Annotated in this window: 1 protein-coding gene; it reads left to right on the plus strand. The window is 69.0% G+C overall.

The features are described 5' to 3' along the window. The first annotated feature begins 81 nt into the window (after positions 1–81). On the plus strand, positions 82–19,737 hold the full coding sequence (locus tag AZL_RS37525; RefSeq protein ID WP_012975664.1) for a calcium-binding protein: 19,656 nt from the start codon (positions 82–84) through the stop codon (positions 19,735–19,737). Positions 19,738–19,770 lie beyond the last annotated feature (33 nt).

The raw sequence follows: 19,770 nt of genomic DNA on the forward strand, positions 1-19,770 counted from the left end.
CTCCCCCCTCCGAACCCCCTTCCCAACCCATTGCCACAGGGCCGGGACCCAACCGGGCCGATCTTGCGAGAGGATAAGCCGATGACCAGCACCGTGACCACCGACGGCGACGACCTGCTGACCGGCGACTGGCGCGCCGACACGCTGCGCGGCGGGGCCGGCAACGACACTCTGCTCGGCAACGACGGCGATGATGTGCTGGAGGGCGGTGACGGCGATGACCGGCTCGATGGCGGGACCGGGGCCAACAGCCTGTTCGGCGGCGCCGGCAACGACACGCTGATCGGCGGCAGCGTCAACGACAGTCTGGATGGCGGGGCCGGCGACGACGTGATCAGCGGCGGGACGGGCAACGACGTGATTTCCGGCGGCGATGGCGCCGACAGCATCGACGGCGGCGAGAATGACGACAGCATCGATGGCGGCGCCGGCAACGACACCATCCTCGGCGGCGGTGGCCGCGATGTCGTCATGGCCGGCGACGGCGACGATCTGGTGCGGGATGGCGACAATGTCTGGAGCGACGACCGCTTCGACGGCGGTGCCGGCAACGACACGCTGGACGGCGGTCTCGGCAGCGACACGCTGATCGGCGGTGCCGGCAACGACCGGCTGACGGTGGGCAACGACTATAACGGCGACGTGCTGGACGGCGGCGACGGCGACGACACGCTGATCGGCGGCATGGGGGCCGACCGGCTCGCCGACGGCGCCGGGGCCGATCTGGTCCAGGCCGGCGGCGGTGACGATCAGCTCGACCATGTGCTGTCCGATCAGGCCGGGGCCGACACGCTCGACGGCGGCGCCGGCTATGACCGGCTGCGGGTGGCGCTGACCGCCGGGCAGGTGACGGCGGCCGTCGCCGCCGACCTTGTCGCGCTGGCCGACTTCATCCAGCGCTATGGCGATGACGGCCAGAGCTTCAGCGGGCAGGCGATCCGGCTTGCCGCCACCAACTGGAACGCGCTGGAGGTGACGGTGGACGGCCGGACGGTGGCGGTCGGCGACCTTGCCGGACTGGTCGCCGCCGCCCCCAACCGGGCGCCGGTGGTCGGCGACCAGTCGCTGACCGGGACCGAGGATACGCCGCTTGCCGGGACGGTGGGGGCCAGCGATCCCGACGGCGATGCGCTCTCCTACGGCATCGGCGCCGGCCCGGCCCATGGCCGTCTCGTCCTGGGCGACGATGGCCGCTTCACCTACATGCCCGACGCCGATTATGCCGGCGGTGACAGTTTCCGCATCGATGTGGCGGACGGGCGTGGCGGTATCTCCTCCCAGACCGTCACGGTGGCGCTGGCCGCGGTCAACGACGCGCCGGGCGAGGCGACGCTCGACGGTGCCGCCGTCGCCGAGCATGCGGCGGCGGGGACGGTGGTCGGCACCGCCCAGGCCCGGGATCCGGATGGCGACGCGCTGGCCTACAGCCTGACCGACGATGCCGGCGGCCGCTTCGTCATCGATGCCGCCAGCGGCGTGCTGTCCGTCGCCACCGGGGCCGATCTCGATTACCTGCGCGCTCCCGTCCATGCCGTGACCGTCCGTGTCACCGACGCCGTCGGGATGAGCACCGACAAGGTCTTCCACATCGGCGTCACCGCCGCCCGCGACGATGGCGCCGCCGATGCCGAGGGGCTGTCCCCGGCCGAGGAGCGGGCGTCCGAGGCGGGCGAGGCGCCGGGCGGCGACGGCCGGTCCGTCTCCGGCGATTGGCGTGCCGAGACGCTGGAGGGCGGCGGTGGTGACGACAGCCTCGACAGCGGCGGCGGCGGCGGCACGCTGCTGGGCGGGGCCGGCAACGACCGGCTGACCGGCGATTGGGGCGAGGATACCCTGCGCGGCGGGTCGGGGGCCGATACGCTGCGCGGCGGGGCGCAGAGCGACCGGCTCTATGGCGGCTCCGGCGACGATGTGCTGGAGGGCGGCAGCGAGGACGACACGCTGGATGGCGGCACCGGCAACGACAGCCTCCATGGCGGCAGCGGCGCCGACCTGCTTTATGGCGGGATGGGCGACGATCTGCTGGATGGCGGCACCGACGCCAACCGGCTCTATGGCGGCAGCGGCGACGACACGCTGCTGGGCGGCGATGTCGGCGACACGCTGGACGGCGGCAGCGGCGATGACGTGATCAATGGCGGCATCGGCGCGGACAGCATCCGCGGCGGTTCCGGCGACGACCGCATCGACGGCGGCGAGAACGACGACAGCATCGATGGTGGCAGCGGCAACGACACCATCCTCGGCGGCGGTGGCCGCGATGTCGTCATGGCCGGCGACGGCGACGATCTGGTCAGCGACGGCGACGATGTCTGGAGCGACGACCGCTTCGACGGCGGTGCCGGCAACGACACGCTGGACGGCGGTCTCGGCAGCGACACGCTGATCGGCGGTGCCGGCAACGACCGGCTGTCGGTGGGCAACGATTATAACGGCGATTATCTGGACGGTGGCGACGGCGACGACACGCTGATCGGCGGCATGGGGGCCGACACGCTGATCGGCGGGGCCGGCGACGATGTGCTGAAGGGCGGCGGCGGCAACAATGTCCTGATCGGCGGCGACGGCATCGACATCGCCGATTATTCGGCGGAGACCGAGGCGATCTCCATCGATCTGCGGACCGGCGAGCTGCGCCACGGCGGCTGGATGGCCGACCGGCTGTCGGGCATCGAGACCATCCTGGCGGGGGGCGGCAACGACGCGCTGGCCGGCGACGGCGGCGACAACCGCCTGTCGGGTGGGGTGGGGGACGACAGCCTGTCGGGCGGTGCCGGCGACGATGTGCTGGATGGCGGCAGCGGCGCCGACCGGCTGGATGGCGGCGACGGCATCGACACCGCCACCTATGCCGGGTCCGGGGCCGGCGTCACCGTCGATCTGGCGGTCGGGACCGGGACCGGCGGCGATGCCGAGGGCGATGTGCTGTCGGGCGTCGAGAACCTGATCGGCTCGGCGCACGGCGACCGGCTGACCGGCGACGCCGGGGCGAACCACCTCGATGGCGGTGCCGGCGACGATGTGCTTGCCGGGGCTGGCGGGGCCGACACCCTGATCGGCGGCGAGGGGATCGACACGGCCGACTACTCAACGTCCGGCGCGGGCGTGGCTGTCGATCTGGCGAGCGGTGGCGGAGCCGGCGGCGACGCCGAGGGCGATGTGCTGTCCGGTGTCGAGAACCTGACCGGCTCGGCCCATGGCGACCGGCTGACCGGCGATGCCGGGGCGAACCGTCTCGATGGTGGGGCGGGCGACGACACGCTGGCCGGCGGCCAGGGGGCGGATACGCTGATCGGCGGCGACGGCATCGACACCGCCGACTATTCGGCATCCGCCGGCGGCGTGTCGGTCGACCTGTCGGCGGGAACGGCGGCGGGCGGCGACGCCGAGGGCGATGTGCTGTCGGGGATCGAGAACCTGACCGGCTCGGACGGCGATGACCGGCTGGTCGGCGATGCCGGCGCCAATCTGCTGGATGGCCGGGGCGGCAACGACACGCTGATCGGGCTCGGCGGCGCCGACACGCTGATCGGCGGCGATGGCACCGACCTTGCCGATTACTCGGCCTCCGCTGACGGCGTCGGCGTCGATCTGACCGCGGGCAGCGGTGCCGGCGGCGATGCCGAGGGCGATGCGCTGTCGGGGGTCGAGGATGTGACCGGTTCGGCCTTCGCCGACCGGCTGACCGGTGCGCAGACCGCCAACCGCCTCGATGGCGGGGCGGGTGACGACAGGCTGGCCGGGCTCGGCGGCGCCGACACGCTGATCGGCGGCGCTGGCATCGACCTCGCCGATTATTCGGCATCGGGTGCCGGCGTGACGGTCGATCTGGCCGCGGGGGCCGGAACCGGCGGCGACGCCGAGGGCGACGTGCTGTCCGGTGTCGAGAATCTCACCGGCTCGGCCTTCGCCGACCGGCTGACCGGCGACAGCGGGAGCAATGTCCTGGAAGGCGGGGCGGGCGACGACACGCTGGCCGGCGGCCAGGGGGCCGATACGCTGATCGGCGGTGATGGAGCCGACAGCGCCGACTATGCCGCCTCCGCTGGTGGCGTCATAGTCGATCTGGCGGCCGGCACCGGGGTTGGCGGCGATGCCGAGGGCGACCTGCTGACGGGCATCGAGAACGTCACCGGCTCGGCCCACGACGACGGGCTGACCGGCGATGGCGGGGCCAACCGTCTGGAGGGCGGCGCCGGGGATGATTGGCTGTCCGGCGGGACCGGGGCGGACAGCCTCATCGGCGGTGATGGCATCGACAGCGCCGATTACGCGGGGTCGAGCGCCGGCATCGATGTCGATCTGTCCACCGGCCGCGGTGCCGGCGGCGACGCCGAGGGCGATGTGCTGTCCGGTGTCGAGAATCTGGGCGGGTCCGACCATGACGACCGGCTGACCGGCGACGCCTACGCCAACCGGCTTGACGGGCGCGGCGGCAACGACACGCTGGTCGGGCTCGGTGGCGCCGACACGCTGGTCGGCGGCGACGGCATCGACACGGCGGAGTATCTGGCCTCCACCGCCGCCGTGACCGTCAACCTGGCGAGCGGCACGGGGTCGGGCGGCGACGCCCAGGGCGACCGGCTGAGCGGCATCGAGAATCTGACCGGCTCCGCCTTCGGCGACCGGCTGATTGGCGATGCCGGCGCCAACATCCTGGATGGTGCCGGCGGCAACGACACGCTGGTCGGCGGGGCGGGGGCGGACACGTTGATCGGCGGGGCCGGCAGCGACACCGCCGATTATTCGGCCTCCGCTTCCGCCGTGACGGTCGATCTGGCGGCCGGCACCGGGCTTGGCGGCACGGCCGCCGGCGACGTGCTGATCGGGGTCGAGAACCTGATCGGCTCCAGCCGCGCCGACCGTCTGGTCGGCGACGGGCAGGACAACAGCCTGCGCGGTGGCGCGGGAGCCGACACGCTGATCGGCGGCGACGGCTCGGACACCGCCGACTATACCGGTTCGGCGGCCGGGGTGACGGTCAGCCTCGCCGATGGAACCGCCGATGGCGGCGACGCCACCGGCGATGTGCTGTCCGGCATCGAAAATCTGACCGGTTCGGGGGCTGCCGACCGGCTGACCGGCGACGGCGGGGCCAACCGCCTGCGCGGCGGCGGCGGCAATGACACGCTGATCGGCGGCGCCGGGGCCGACAGCCTCAGCGGCGGGGCCGGCCTCGACACCGCCGATTATTCGGCCTCCGCCGGGGCTGTGTCGGTCAATCTGGCGACCGGCATCGGCCGGGGCGGCGATGCCGAGGGCGACCGGCTCGACGGGGTGGAGAACCTGATCGGCACCGGCCTCGCCGACAGCCTGACCGGCGACGGCGCCGCCAACTATCTGGACGGGCGCGGCGGCGCCGACAGTCTCGCCGGCGGGGCGGGCGACGATACGCTGCGGGTGCTGGACGATGGGTTCGCCAGCCTCGACGGCGGCAGCGGCTTCGATACCCTGCGCTTCGAGGGCGAACGGCTGGTCGTCACCGGCGCCGGGTCCGGCGGGGTCCGGGGCATCGAGGCGATCGACCTCGGCCATCCCGGCCGCCAGACCCTGATCCTGAACGAACAGGGCATCCTGGCCGACACCGGCGGCGGGCCGCTCTATGTCACCGGCGACCGCGGCGATCTGGTCACCTTCAAGGAATCCGGCTGGCGGCGCGGCGGCAGCGAGACCGTCGGGTCGATCCTCTACAACCTCTATTCCCGCGGCACGACCACGGTCCATGTCCAGGACGGCGTGCGGATGTTCGGCGACCTCGTGGTCACCGGCACCGTCGGGGACGATGTGCTGACCGCGCCGTCGGGCGCCGGCCATGTCGTGGTGTTCGGCGAGGGCGGCAACGACACGGTTCGGTTCGGCGCCGGCTTCCGCCACGAGATCGCCCATCTGGTGCGTATCGACGACGATCTGCATATCCTGTTCGACGCCCAGGGCGGCCCGGCCGGCGAGGACGGCTATGCCCGCGACCGCGTCACCATCATGGGCCATTTCGCCGCCAACGGTGCCGCCGGGGCTGGGGAGGGCAGCGTCCGTCAGATCCAGTTCGCCGATGGCGTGGTCTGGCCGGTATGGGGCGGTGATCTGCTGCTGGGCGGCACCGGCGACGACACCGTCGCCATCGAGCCGGGCTTCACCAGCCACAGCCTGCATGCCGATGCGGGTGTGAACGTCATCCGCTTCGGCGCCGACGTGACCGCCGACGATCTGCGCCTGTCGCGCAAGGGCGACGATCTGGAGATCCGCATCGTCGGCACCGACCGCTCGCTTCTCCTCTTCAACCATTTCTCGGCGGAGGCGCTGGCCGGCGCCGGCAATGGCGGGGTGGAGGCGATCGAGCTGGCCGACGGCAGCCATTGGCGCGTGCGCGGCACCGACATCCGCATCGGCAGCGGCGGCGACGACCGCATGGTCTTCGGCCTGGATGGCGGGCAGACGACGCTCTATGGCAGCGCCGGGAACGACAGCATCGCCTTCGCGACGACCATCGATCCCGACCGCATGCGGCTGAGCCGCGAGGGCGATGACCTGCGCCTCTCCTACGAGGGCACCGGCGACTCCTGGCTGATCAAGCGGCATTTCGACGGCAATCCCGATGGCTTCCGGACGATCCGTTTCGGTGACGGCACCGAATGGGCCATCGATAACACCCGCCTGCTGGCCGGGACCGCCGCCGACGAGCGGGTCGAGATCGGCGGCGGTTTGGGCGAGCGCGTGCTGGCGACCGGCGGTGGCCGCGATGGGTTGGTCCTGGCGGCCGGCATCCTGCCGTCCCAGGTGGCCCTGCGCCGCGATGGCGACAAGCTGGTCATCGAGATCGGCGGCGGCAATGACCGGGTGGTGGTGCTCAACCATTTCAACGGCACCGGTGCCGGCAACGGCGTGCTGCGCAGCCTGACCTTCGCCGACGGGACGGTGTGGCCGCTCGACGCCGGGGCGGGCTTCCGCATCGGCGGCGACACCGGCGACGTCTTCGCCTTCAAGCCGGGCGACGGCGCCGTCACCCTGTTCGCCGGCAAGGGGGTGGACACGCTGAACCTCGCGTCGGCCATCGGCGCCGACAAGCTGGATTTCACCCGCGTCGGCGACGACCTCGTCATTTCGGTGAAGGGAACCGGCGACAAGGTGACGGCGCTGAACCATTTCGCCAGCGGCTGGGGCGCGTCGCTGCTCGAGAATGTCTATGCCGGCGGGCGCTTCTGGAACCTCTCCGATCCCGCCATGCTGATCGGCGGGGCCGGTGACGACAGCTATACCCTGACGGTCGGCGGCGGCGCCAAGTCGATCCTGCCCAGCGGTGGCAACGACCAGATCGTCATCGGTCCCGGCATCGACAAGGCCAGCGTCACCATGCAGCGGGTCGGCGACGATCTGGTGATCGGTCTGCGCACGCTGCCCGACAAATTGACCGTGCTGAACCATTTCTCCGGCGGGGCGAGCGGCGGCGCCCATACGCTGCGCTTCATCGATGGCGACATCTGGAACATCTGGGGCGCCAGCCTGCTGGTCGGCACCAGCGCCACCGACATTTTCACCGCCAATCCCGGCATCGGCGGCGTGTCACTCTTCCCCGGCGGCGGCAATGACCGGCTCCGGCTCGGCACCGGTTTCGACACCCTCGACACGATGGTGCGGCGGGTCGGCGACAATCTGGAGATCCGGCGGCGCGACAGCGCCGACAGGATCACCGTGCTGAACCATTTCCTGGGCAACGAGGCGCGCGACCTCGCCTTCGCCGACGGCACAGTCTGGACGGTCGGCGGTCCCAACGCCCGGATCGGCACCGATGGTGCCGACCGTTTCGTCCTGTCGCCCGGCATGGGCTCCGTCGTGGTCTATGGCGGCGGCAATCAGGGCGGTGAAGACCGCATCGAGGTGGCCGCCGGCATCGACCCGTCCACCGTCCGGCTGACCCGCGTCGGCAACGACCTGCGCGTCACCGCCGGCGGCGACAGCATGACCATCGTCAACCAGTTCGTCACCGGCGGGGTGACGACGATCCCGGAGATCGTCTTCTCCAATGGCGTGGTCTGGCCGATCACCGGCACCAACGTCTTCATCAGCGGCGGCGGGGCGGAGACCATTCCCGGCGGCCCGATGTTCATCTATCCCGGCGCGCCCGGACAGCATCTGGGCATCAATGCCGATCCGGCGACCACCCGCATCGTGCGCGTCGGCAACGACCTGCATCTGACCATCGTCGGCCAGCCGAACGAGATGATCATCGTCAACCATTTCGCCATGAACGGCATCGGCGATCTGGTCTTCAACAACGGCACCACCTGGAACATCCAGGGCGGCAAGGTGTTGATCGGCGGCACCGGCCACGACCAGTTCGTGATCCAGCGCGGCATGGGCGACGTGATCGTCTATCCCGACAGCGTCGGCGACGACCGTCTGCGCTTCCTCGACACGGTGGACGGATCCAGGATCCGCGTGGCGCGCGTCGGCGACAATCTGCGCATCACCATCGATGGCACCAGCGACGCGCTGACCATCGTCAACCACTTCGCCGGCACGCCGATGAAGTCGCTGACCCGTCCCGACGGCACGGAGCTGCCGCTGACCGGCGACGGGCTGCTGATCGGCGGCCAGGGCCAAACCGTCTTCCTGGTCGGAGAGGACAGCGGGTCGAAGACCATCTATGCCGAGGGCGGTGACCGCGTGGTCTTCGGCGACACCGACAGCACCGAGGTGCGGCTGATCAGCACCGGCTCCGATCTACAGGTCTTCAACGACCGCACCCGGCAGGCGGTGACGATCATCAATTATTTCAACGGCGCTGGCAGGCTGGAATTCGCCGACGGGCGGAATTTCGACCTGACCTCGCCCTATACGCTGATCGGCACCGGCGGGGGCGACCGCTTCACCATCGGCAAGACCGGCCCGGCGACCCAGATCATCCATGCCGGTGGCGGCGGCAGCCAGATCGTCTTCGGTCCCGATGTTTCGCCGGGCGACGTCACCCTGCGCCAGGACGGCGTCGATCTGGTGGTCGCCTTCGTCGGCAGCGGGCGCGTCGTGCGCGTCGTCAACCACTTCACCGCGCCCACCGACGGGCTGGCCCGCGGGCTGGACGCCGTCACCTTCTCCGGCGGGGTGACGCTGAACCTACAGGGCGACAGCGTGATGTTCGGCCAGCAGGGGACCGACGACTTCACCGTGCTGCCCGGCCAGGGTCACCGCTATCTCTTCCCCGGCGGCGGCAGCGACCGGCTGACCTTCGGTCCCGGCATCGACCCGGCGCTGGTGCGGATGGAGCGCGATGGCGTCGACCTGCGCGTCTACACCGACGACGGCAGCATCGACCTGACGGTGGTCAACCATTTCGGTCCCACCGGTCTGGCGGGCAGCGGTTCCGGCCTGTCCACCGTCCGCTATGGCGATGGCCAGACATGGTCGGTCGCCGGCAACGGCATCCTGATCGGCAGCCGCGGCAACAACAGCTACAGCGTCGGTTCCGCCAGCGGCCCGGTGACCATCCACCCGGCGGGCGAGGGCAACCGGCTGGTCTTCGGCGCCGGCATCCCGCCGGCCAACCTGCGGCTGGTGCGCGAACATGACGATCTGCGCATCGTCTCGGCCGACGGCACGGTCGATGTGCTGGTGGTCAATCACTTCCAGTATCAGCTCGACCAGGTGGCTTTCCCGACCGGGGCGCCGTGGAATCTCGGGGGCGGCAACGTCTTTATCGGCGGCGACGGCCCGTCGGTCTTCCGGTTCGGCAGCATCGACACCGACCTGATCGTGTTCCCCGGCAGCGGCGACACGGTGGGCCTGCCCGGCGGGCTCGACTGGAAGGATGTGGTGCTGACGCGGTCCGGCGGCGACCTGATCGTCCAGGTCCGCGCCACTGGCCGGCAGATCCGCATCGTCAACCATTTCTCGGCCAGCGACGGCACCAGCGGGCTGGCCGGGCTGACCTTCGCCGACGGCACCACCATGCCGCTGGGCGAAACGGCGATGCTGGGCGGCACCGGCGGCGACCTGCTGACCGGTGCCGCGACCGACGACCTGCTGCTCGGCCAGGATGGCGACGACCGGTTGAGCGGCGGCGACGGCAACGACACGCTGATCGGCGGCATCGGCAACGACACGCTGGACGGTGGAACCGGCAACGACGTCTATGTCTACCGCATCGGCGACGGCCGCGACTTCATCCTGGACAATGGTGGCCTCGACCGCATCGAGTTCGGTCCCGGCATCGGCCGGGGCGACCTTTACTTCGCCCGGTTCGGCAACGACCTCTACATCCGCTTCCGCGGGCGGCCGACCGATGAGATCGTCGTCACCGGACGTTTCAATCTGGCGGGTGACGGCACCTCCTTCGTCGAGCGGCTGGCCTTCGCCGACGGCAGCAGCTTCGACCTGACCCGCACCGACATCGCGCTGGAGACGGTGGGGGTGGCGGCGGCGGAGTATCTGCAGGGCTACAATGTCGGCGACCGGATCGAGGGAACCGGCGGCAACGACACGATCCTCGGCTATGCCGGCAACGACACGCTGATCGGCGGCACCGGCTCGGATTCGATCGACGGCGGTACCGGCGACGACCTGATCGATGGGCGCGACGATCCCGGCACCGACGGCGCGCGAGACACGATCTCCGGCGGCGATGGCAACGATACCGTCCTGGGGGGCGGTGGCTCCGACGTGATTTTCGGCGGTGCCGGTGACGACAGCCTGTCTGGCGGTGGCGGCAATGACGGCATCGATGGTGGGGATGGTGTCGACAGCATCGACGGCGGCGCCGGCGACGACAACATCCTTGGCGGTGCCGGCAACGACACGCTGGCCGGCGGTGCCGGCAACGACACGCTCTTCAGCGGAGCCGGCGACGACCTGATCCGCTATGGCGGCGGCAGCGACACCATCACCAACGAAGCTGGCAACGACGTGCTGGAGATGGGGGCGGGCATCACCCGTGCCGACCTTTATTTCGCGCGTTTTGGCGACGACCTTCATATCCGCTTCCGCAATTCGGCGGAACGGATCGTCCTGACCGGGCGGTTCAACGGACCCGGCGACGGGGCGACCTTCGTTCAGACGCTGCGCTTCGCCGATGGCTCCGACTTCGCCGTCACGGCGCAGGACATCGCCCTGGAGACGGTGGCGACCGACGCCAGCGAGAAGCTGGAGGGTTACAATGTCGGCGACATCATCCGCGGCCAGGGCGGCAACGACACCATCTATGGCTACACCGGCGATGACAGCCTCGACGGCGGGGCGGGTGACGACTTCCTCTATGCCGGCACCGGTGACGACAGCGCCGAGGGGGGCGACGGTGCCGATGCCCTCTATGGCGATGTCGGTGACGACACGCTGTCGGGTGGCGCCGGCAATGACAGCCTCTATGGCGAGGCCGGGGCCGATTCCCTGTCGGGTGGCGACGGCGCCGACTTCCTGTCGGGCGGCGACGGCAATGATGGTCTGGCCGGCGGAGCCGGCGCGGACACGCTGGAGGGCGGGGCCGGCAATGACCTGCTCGAAGGGGGCGACGGCGACGACATTCTGAAGGGTGGCGATGGCGATGACACGCTGGTGGGTGGCGGCGGCACCGACAGGCTGTTCACCGGCGCCGGCAACGACACCATCCGCTTCGACGGCGGGCGGGAGACCATCACCAACGAAGGCGGTTTCGATACCCTGGTGATCGGCGGCGGGCTGACCAAGGCGGAGATGTATTACGCCCGTTTCGGCAACGACCTCTATCTGCGTTTCCGCAACCGCGGCGACGAGGTGGTGCTGACCGGCCGTTTCAAGGGGGAAGGCGACGGGGCGAGTTATGTGCAGCGCGTGCTGTTCGCCGACGGGCAGGAGGCCGACCTGACCGATCCGTCCCTGGTGCTGGAGACGGTGGCGACCGATGGGCCGGAAACGCTGGAAGGCTACCACGCCAATGACACCATCAGCGGTCTGGGCGGTGCTGACGCAATTTTTGGCTATGGTGGCGATGACGTGCTGGATGGCGGGGCCGGCAACGACACGCTGTTCGGCGGGCTGGGCAACGATCGGCTGATCGGCGGCAGCGGGGCTGACCGGCTGGAGGGCGGCGATGGCGACGACACGCTGGAGGGCGGCGACGATGCCGACCTCCATTATGGCGGCGCCGGCAATGACGTGATCGGCGGCGGCGGCGGCGGCGATTACATGGAGGGTGGCGACGGCGACGACAGCCTGTCGGGCGATGCCGGGAACGACACGCTGTACGGCGATGCCGGCAACGACAGCCTGCTGGGTGGCGAAGGCGACGATTCCCTGCGGGGCGGCGACGGGGCCGACACGCTGGAGGGCGGGTCGGGGACCAACAGCATCCTGACCGGCCTCGGCGACGACGTGATCCGCTATGGCGGCGGCCGCGACACCATTACCAACGAGGGCGGCCGCGACGTTCTGGAAATCCGCATCGGGCTGAAGCGCGAGGACCTCTATTTCGCCCGTTTCGGCAACGACCTCTATCTGCGCTTCCGCGACGCCGGTGACGAGATCGTGCTGACGAACCGCTTCAAAGGGGCGGGCGACGGGGCGAGCTATGTCCAGCGTATCCTGTTCGCCGATGGGCGGGAGGTGGATCTGACCGATCCGGCCCTGAAGCTCGAGACGCTGGCGCATGACTGGGCGGAGACGCTGGAGGGCTACAATGTCGGCGACCTGATCCAGGGGCTCGGCGGCAAAGACACAATTTACGGCTATGCCGGCGACGACACGCTGGACGGCGGCGCCGGCAGCGACAGCATCCTGGGCGGGAGCGGCGACGACAGCCTGATCGGCGGCGCCGGCGACGACCAGCTGGAGGGCGAGGACGGCAACGACCTGCTGCTGGGCGGCGATGGCAACGACAGCATCATCGGTGGGGCCGGCAACGACACGCTGCTGGGTGGCCAGGGCGCCGACCAGCTCTATGGCGGGGCCGGCGACGACCTGATCGACAACCGCGACGATACCGGCGCCGGCGCGTCGCGGAACGTCGCCTATGGCGAGGCGGGTGATGACACCATCCTCGGCGGCGATGCCGGCGAGACCTTCTCCGGCGGCGATGGCAATGACCGGGTGGAAGGCAATGGCGGCAATGATTGGCTGGAGGGCAATGCCGGCAACGACAGCCTGCTTGGCGGCGAAGGCGACGATTCCCTCCAGGGCGGCGACGGGGCCGACACGCTGGAGGGCGGGTCGGGGACCAACAGCATCCTGACCGGCCTCGGCGACGATGTGATCCGTTATAGCGGCGGGCGCGACACCATCACCAACGAGGGCGGCAGCGACGTTCTGGAAATCCGCACCGGGCTGAAGCGCGAAGACCTCTATTTCGCCCGTTTCGGCAACGACCTCTATCTGCGCTTCCGCAACGCCGCCGACGAGATCGTGCTGACGAACCGCTTCAAAGGGGCGGGTGACGGGGCGAGCTATGTCCAGCGCATCCTGTTCGCCGATGGGCGGGAGGTGGATCTGACCGATCCGGCCCTGAAGCTCGAGACGCTGGCGCATGACTGGGCGGAGACGCTGGAGGGCTACAATGTCGGCGACCTGATCCAGGGGCTCGGCGGCAACGACATCATCTACGGCTATGCCGGCGACGATACGCTGGACGGCGGCGCCGGCGGCGACGCGGTCTATGGCGGGGCGGGTGCCGATCTGCTGCTGGGCAACGACGGTGACGACACGCTCTTTGGCGATGCCGGTGACGACACGCTGATCGGCGGCGCCGGCATCAACACGCTCTATGGCGGAGCCGGCGACAACGTCATCCGCTTCGATGGCGGCCAGGACATCGTCTATAACAGTGGTGGCAACGACATCATCGAACTGGATGCGTCCTTCGACAAGGCGAAGCTCTATTTCTCCCGCTTCGGCAACGACCTTTACGTGCGTTTCACCGGCCGCACCGACCAGATCATCGTCAAGGACCGTTTCAACGGTGCCGGCGACGGTGCCGCCTATGCCCAGACGCTGCGCTTCGCCGACGGATCGCGCGAGGATCTGACCCGCAAGGATCTGGTGATCCAGACGATCGGCGGCGCCGGAGGCGAAAAGCTGGAAGGCTACAATGTCGGCGACACCATCGACGGTCAGGCCGGCAACGATACGATCTATGGCTATGGCGGCGACGACACGCTGAGCGGTGGGGCCGACAATGATCAGGTGCGTGGCGGTGCCGGCACCGATGTCATCGACGGCGGAGTCGGTAATGACATGGTCTATGGTGGTGACGGGAGCGACACGGTCATCGGAGGGGACGGTGAGGACCGGCTGTGGGGTGACGAGGTGTCCACTACGGGGAACGAGGTGGTGACCATCCGGATTCGGATGGGTGCGCATTATGCTAAGAAATGGCCGCTTACCACGATCAGCTTGGATGGGCAGGTACTGCTATATCAGCGCATTACAGTACCAATCTCCTATGAGAACGGCCCAGCTCCCGGCCAGATGGCTGATTTCCTCTTCACTGTTCGAGACAAATCAGCGGCATCCGCCCTCACCATTTCAGTTGCGAGGGAATCCGGGGATACGCCTCAAGACAGGGCCTGGGTCTATATTGATGGCATCGAGGTCAACGGTGTGCCATTCCCTGGAACCAATAATATATATTATGCGGATGGAGTGTCTCCTTACCGGTGGATTTCCGAAGGGAACGCTTATAGCTGGGGTGTCGGGACCGCCTTGCCACCGCCTTCGCCGAACGAGCCCGCTGGCGATGATGTCGTGAGCGCCGGCAACGGAAATGATGTCCTCAGCGGCGGTCTCGGCAATGACAGCCTGTCGGGCGACAGCGGCAACGACACCATTCTCGGCGGTGCGGGCAACGACACCATCCTGGGCGGAACCGGGTCCGACGAGATGCATGGCGGTGCCGGCGACGACCTGATCGACAACCGCGACGACCCGAATGCCGGCGGCATCAACGACGTCTCCTATGGCGGCAGCGGCAACGATACCATCTATGGCGGGGGTGGAACCGATGTCGCCTATGGCGGGACCGGCAACGACCTGATCGATGGTGGCGGCGGCACCGATTATCTTTATGGCGAGGATGGCGCGGATTCCGTCCTGGGCGGTGCCGGGGCCGACTATCTCTATGGTCAGGCCGGCGACGACACGCTGGACGGCGGCATCGGCAACGACACCATCGACGGCGGGGCCGGCGATGACCTGATCCGCTTCACCGCGGGCGAGGGTATCGACAGCATCACCGGCGGCGGTGGCGCCGACGTGCTGGAGCTGGGTGCGGGCCTGAAGCGTGAGCAGATGTATCTCTCGCGCATCGGCACCGACCTGCACCTGAATTTCCGCGATACCGGCGACCGCATCATCCTGGCCGGCCGTTTCAGCGGCGAGGGCGACGGTGCCAACTTCGTCCAGACCGTGAGGTTCGCCGATGGAAGCCGTGTCGATCTTTCGGCCCAGACCATCGTGATGGAAACCCACGGCCAGGAAACGGCCGAGGTTCTCTTCGGCTACAAGGCCAATGACAGCATCGATGGCGCTGGCGGCAACGACACGCTTTACGGCTATGCCGGCGACGATCTGCTGACCGGTGGTGCCGGGGCCGATATCCTTGACGGCGGCGAGGGGAGCGACAGCCTGTCGGGCGGCACCGGCAATGACAGCCTGATTGGTGGTGCCGGCAACGACACGCTGATCGGCGGTGACGGGGCCGATACCCTCTCGGGTGGCGAGGGGGCCGACAGCCTGTCGGGCGGCGCCGGCAACGATAGCCTGCTCGGCGGTGCCGGCAACGACACGCTGGCGGGTGGCGACGGCGCCAATTCCATCAATGGCGGGACCGGCGACGACACCATCCTGTATGAGGGCGGCGCCGACACCATCGGCGGCGGCGGCGGCGGCGACGAGCTGGTTTTCGGTGATGGCTATGCCAAGGACGGCCTGCGTCTGGAGCGCTTCGGCACGGAGCTGCATCTGGTCTTCGATGACGCCGGCAAGCGGATCGTCATCGCCAACCGCTTCAACGGCAATGGCGAGGGAACCGACTATGTGCGGACCCTGCGCTTCGCCGATGGCGATACGGTGGACCTGTCGCGCCGCGACCTGATGATCCTGACCCGCGACGGCGATGCCGGCCATGTGCTGGAGGGTTACAATGCCGGCGACGTCATTCGCGGCAATGGGGGCACCGACGCCATCTACGGCTATGGCGGCGACGACACGCTGTATGGCGGTGACGGTGTCGACACCCTGTATGGTGGCGACGGCGACGACCTGATCGACAGCCGGGACGAGACGGTCAGCGGCGACATGGCCTATGGCGAGGCAGGCGACGACACGATCCGGGGTGGCTCCGCCAATGACGCGCTCTATGGCGGCGACGGCGACGACGTGATCGAGGGCAACGCCGGCAACGACTCCATCGAGGGCAATGCCGGGAACGACAGCCTGTCCGGCGGCGCTGGTGCCGATACGCTCATGGGAGGGGACGGCAACGATACGCTGGGCGGCGGTGCCGGGGCCAATTGGATCGACACCGGGGTCGGCGACGACCTCGTGCTCTACCAGGGTGGTGCCGATACCGTGGTCGGCGGCGGCGGCAACGACACCCTGTCCGTCGGCGCCGGATACAGCCGCGACGATCTGCGGTTCGAGCGCTATGGCGCCGACCTGCATCTCCGGTTCAACGGCAAGCCTGACCGGATCGTCATCGCCAACCGTTTCAACGGGGCGGGCGATGGCGTCAAGTACCTGCAAACCTTGCTGTTCGACGATGGCCGCACCGTCGACCTGACCGATCCCGCCTTGATCATCGACACTTGGGACGATGCGGCGGACCACAAGCTGGAGGGCTATGCCGCGTCGGACACCATCCGCGGCGGCGGCGGCAATGACAGCCTCTATGGCTATGGCGGCGACGACAGCCTGTATGGCGGTGCCGGAAGCGATCTGGTCTATGGCGGGGCCGGCAATGACCTGCTCGACAGCGGCGATGACCAGACCGGCAACGACACGCTGTTCGGTGAGGACGGCGACGACAGCCTGCGTGGCGGCGGCGGCGGCGATTCCCTTTATGGCGGCACCGGACAAGACACGCTCGATGGCGGCGCCGGCAACGACACCCTGTGGGGTGGCGACGGTGACGACACCCTGTCGGGCGGTGATGGCGCCGACAGGCTCAATGGCGAGGCCGGCGACGATACGCTCGACGGTGGCGACGGCGCCGACTTCCTGTGGGGCGGTGCCGGCAACGACGCGCTTGATGGCGGTGCCGGCGACGACACCCTGACGGGCGATCTCGGCAACGACACGCTGTCCGGTGGTGCCGGCAATGACATCCTCAGTGGCGATGCCGGCGACGACACGCTGGACGGCGGCACCGGCAACGACGCTCTCTCGGGCGGCGACGGCATCGATAGCCTGTCCGGCGGCGATGGCGACGACACGCTCGATGGCGGCGCCGGCAACGACCTTCTCCTCGGCGAGGCGGGCCAGGACAGCCTGCGGGGTGGCGATGGCGACGATGTCATCCTTGGTGGTGCCGGCAATGATATTCTGCTGGGCGATGCGGGCAATGACACCATCCGGGGCGGCGACGGCGACGATGCCATCGATGGCGGCGCCGGTGACGATCTGGTGATCTATGACGGCGGCCGGGACACCGTCCGTGGCGGCGGCGGCAACGACACGCTGCTGTTCGGCGACGGCTTCGCGGCCGACCAGCTCTATTTCGCGCGGCTCGACAACAATCTGGTGCTGCGCTTCCGCGATCGGGCGGAGCAGGTGGTCATCGCCAACCGCTTCAACGGTGTCGGCGAGGGCAGCGCCTACCTGCGGACCGTCCGTTTCCAGGATGGCACGGAGGTGCTGCTGTCAAATCCCGCCCTGCGGTTGGAAAGCACCGGCGGCGAGGGCGCCGACATGCTGGTCGGCTATGTCAACGGCGACCTGATCGATGGACGGGGCGGCAACGACACGCTGTCTGGTCTGAGGGGCGATGACACGCTGATCGGCGGCACCGGACGCGACGAGCTGCATGGCGGCGACGGCGACGACCTGCTGGACAGCCGGGCCGATGTCGCGGGAAGCGGCGACTATGACGTCGCTTATGGCGAGGCCGGCAACGACACCCTGCTGGGCGGCGGCGGCAACGACAACCTGTCGGGTGGCAGCGGCAACGATGTGATCGACGGCGGCGATGGCGCCGACATGCTTGCCGGCGGTGCCGACGACGACCGCCTGACCGGTGGGGCCGGCGCCGACACGCTGGTGGGCGGCACCGGGCGGGATTCGCTGGAGGGCGGCGACGGCAACGACGTCCTGGTCGGCGATGCCGCGGCGGACAGCGGCACCGTCATGTTCGAGGCGATGACGATGGCATTCACCGGAAATTACGCCCCCGCACAGGGTTGGGCGTCATCCGTTTCCCGCCCGCGTTTGCTTGGGGACGTGAATGGCGATGGCCGGGCGGACATCGTCGGCTTTTCCCGAACCCCCGTTCTGGTCTCTCTCGGGCAGGCCAACGGCAGCTTCGGTCCGGCCCAGGTCGGCTACAACGGAAGCTTCACGCCGGAGACCCGTTGGGACGAACAAACACTCTATCCCCGACTGCTCGGGGACGTGAATGGCGACGGTCGGGCGGACATCGTCGGCTTCAAGTACTCCGAGGTGGAGGTGGCCCTCGGCCGCGAGGATGGCAGTTTCGCGACGTCGCGTGCGGTGATGAGCGGAACATTCACGGCGAACGCTCTTTGGGGTACGAATTCCTATCCGCGCCTGCTCGGGGACGTGAATGGCGATGGCCGGGCGGATATCGTCGGGTTCACCGGCGGCAGCGTGTTGACCGCGCTGGGACAGGTGGACGGAACCTTCGGCGCCGTCCAGACCGCCTACACCGGCAGCTTCACTACCGGATATGGCTGGCCCAACGATCAGCAGTACACCCGCCTTGTCGGCGACGTCGATGGAGACGGCATGGCCGACATCGTCGGCTTCGGTGCCGATCAGGTCTTCATCGCCCGTGGCCGCGCCGACGGCACGTTCGCCCCGCTGCAAGTCGCCTACAGTGGCGGTTTCACCAAGAACAGTGGCTGGACGTCGCAGCTCGTCTATCCCCGTCAGTTGGCCGATGTGAATGGTGATGGCCGGATGGACATCGTGGGCTTTGCTGGAGATGGGACCTATGTTTCGTTCGGCCGGGCGGATGGCACCTTCAGCCGGCACCGCCTTGCGACCAGGGACTATGGTTACAATGGCTGGAACTCCGGGGAGATATATCCTCGGATGGCCGCCGACGTTGACGGCGATGGCCGCGCCGACATCGTCGGCTTCGCTTCCAATGGCGTCATGGTGTCGAGATCCGTCCTCAACGACGACACCTTGAGCGGTGGGGCGGGTGACGACACCTTGGCCGGCGGGTTGGGCGATGACGTCTACCGTTTCGGACGTGGCGGCGGGCATGACCGCATTGTCGAGAATGATGGCGACGTCGACAACGACCGGCTGGTGTTCGATGCCGGCATCGATGCCCATCAATTGTGGTTCAGCAAATCGGGCAGCGATCTGGAGGTGCGGGTCGTCGGCACCGACGACGCGGTGACGGTCGCCGGCTGGTACAGCGGCGCCGAGCATCACATGGACAGCATCGAAACCGCCGATGGAACCGTCCTGCTGGATTCCATGGTGGACCGGCTGGTCCAGGCCATGGCAGGCTTCGCCCCGCCGTCGGCCGGCACGATGACCATCGATCCCGATGCCTATCCCCAGGTCGAGACCGCCATCACCGCCTCCTGGCGGTGATGGTCATCGCGGCTGGAGGCCAAGGGGTTGGGA

This window comes from Azospirillum sp. B510 (assembly GCF_000010725.1).
Classification (GTDB): domain Bacteria; phylum Pseudomonadota; class Alphaproteobacteria; order Azospirillales; family Azospirillaceae; genus Azospirillum; species Azospirillum lipoferum_B.

What these genes read in the sequence shown, in the direction of transcription:
- AZL_RS37525 (WP_012975664.1), top strand. Translation starts at nt 82, where the DNA reads ATGACCAGCACCGTGACCACCGACGGCGACGACCTGCTGACCGGCGAC.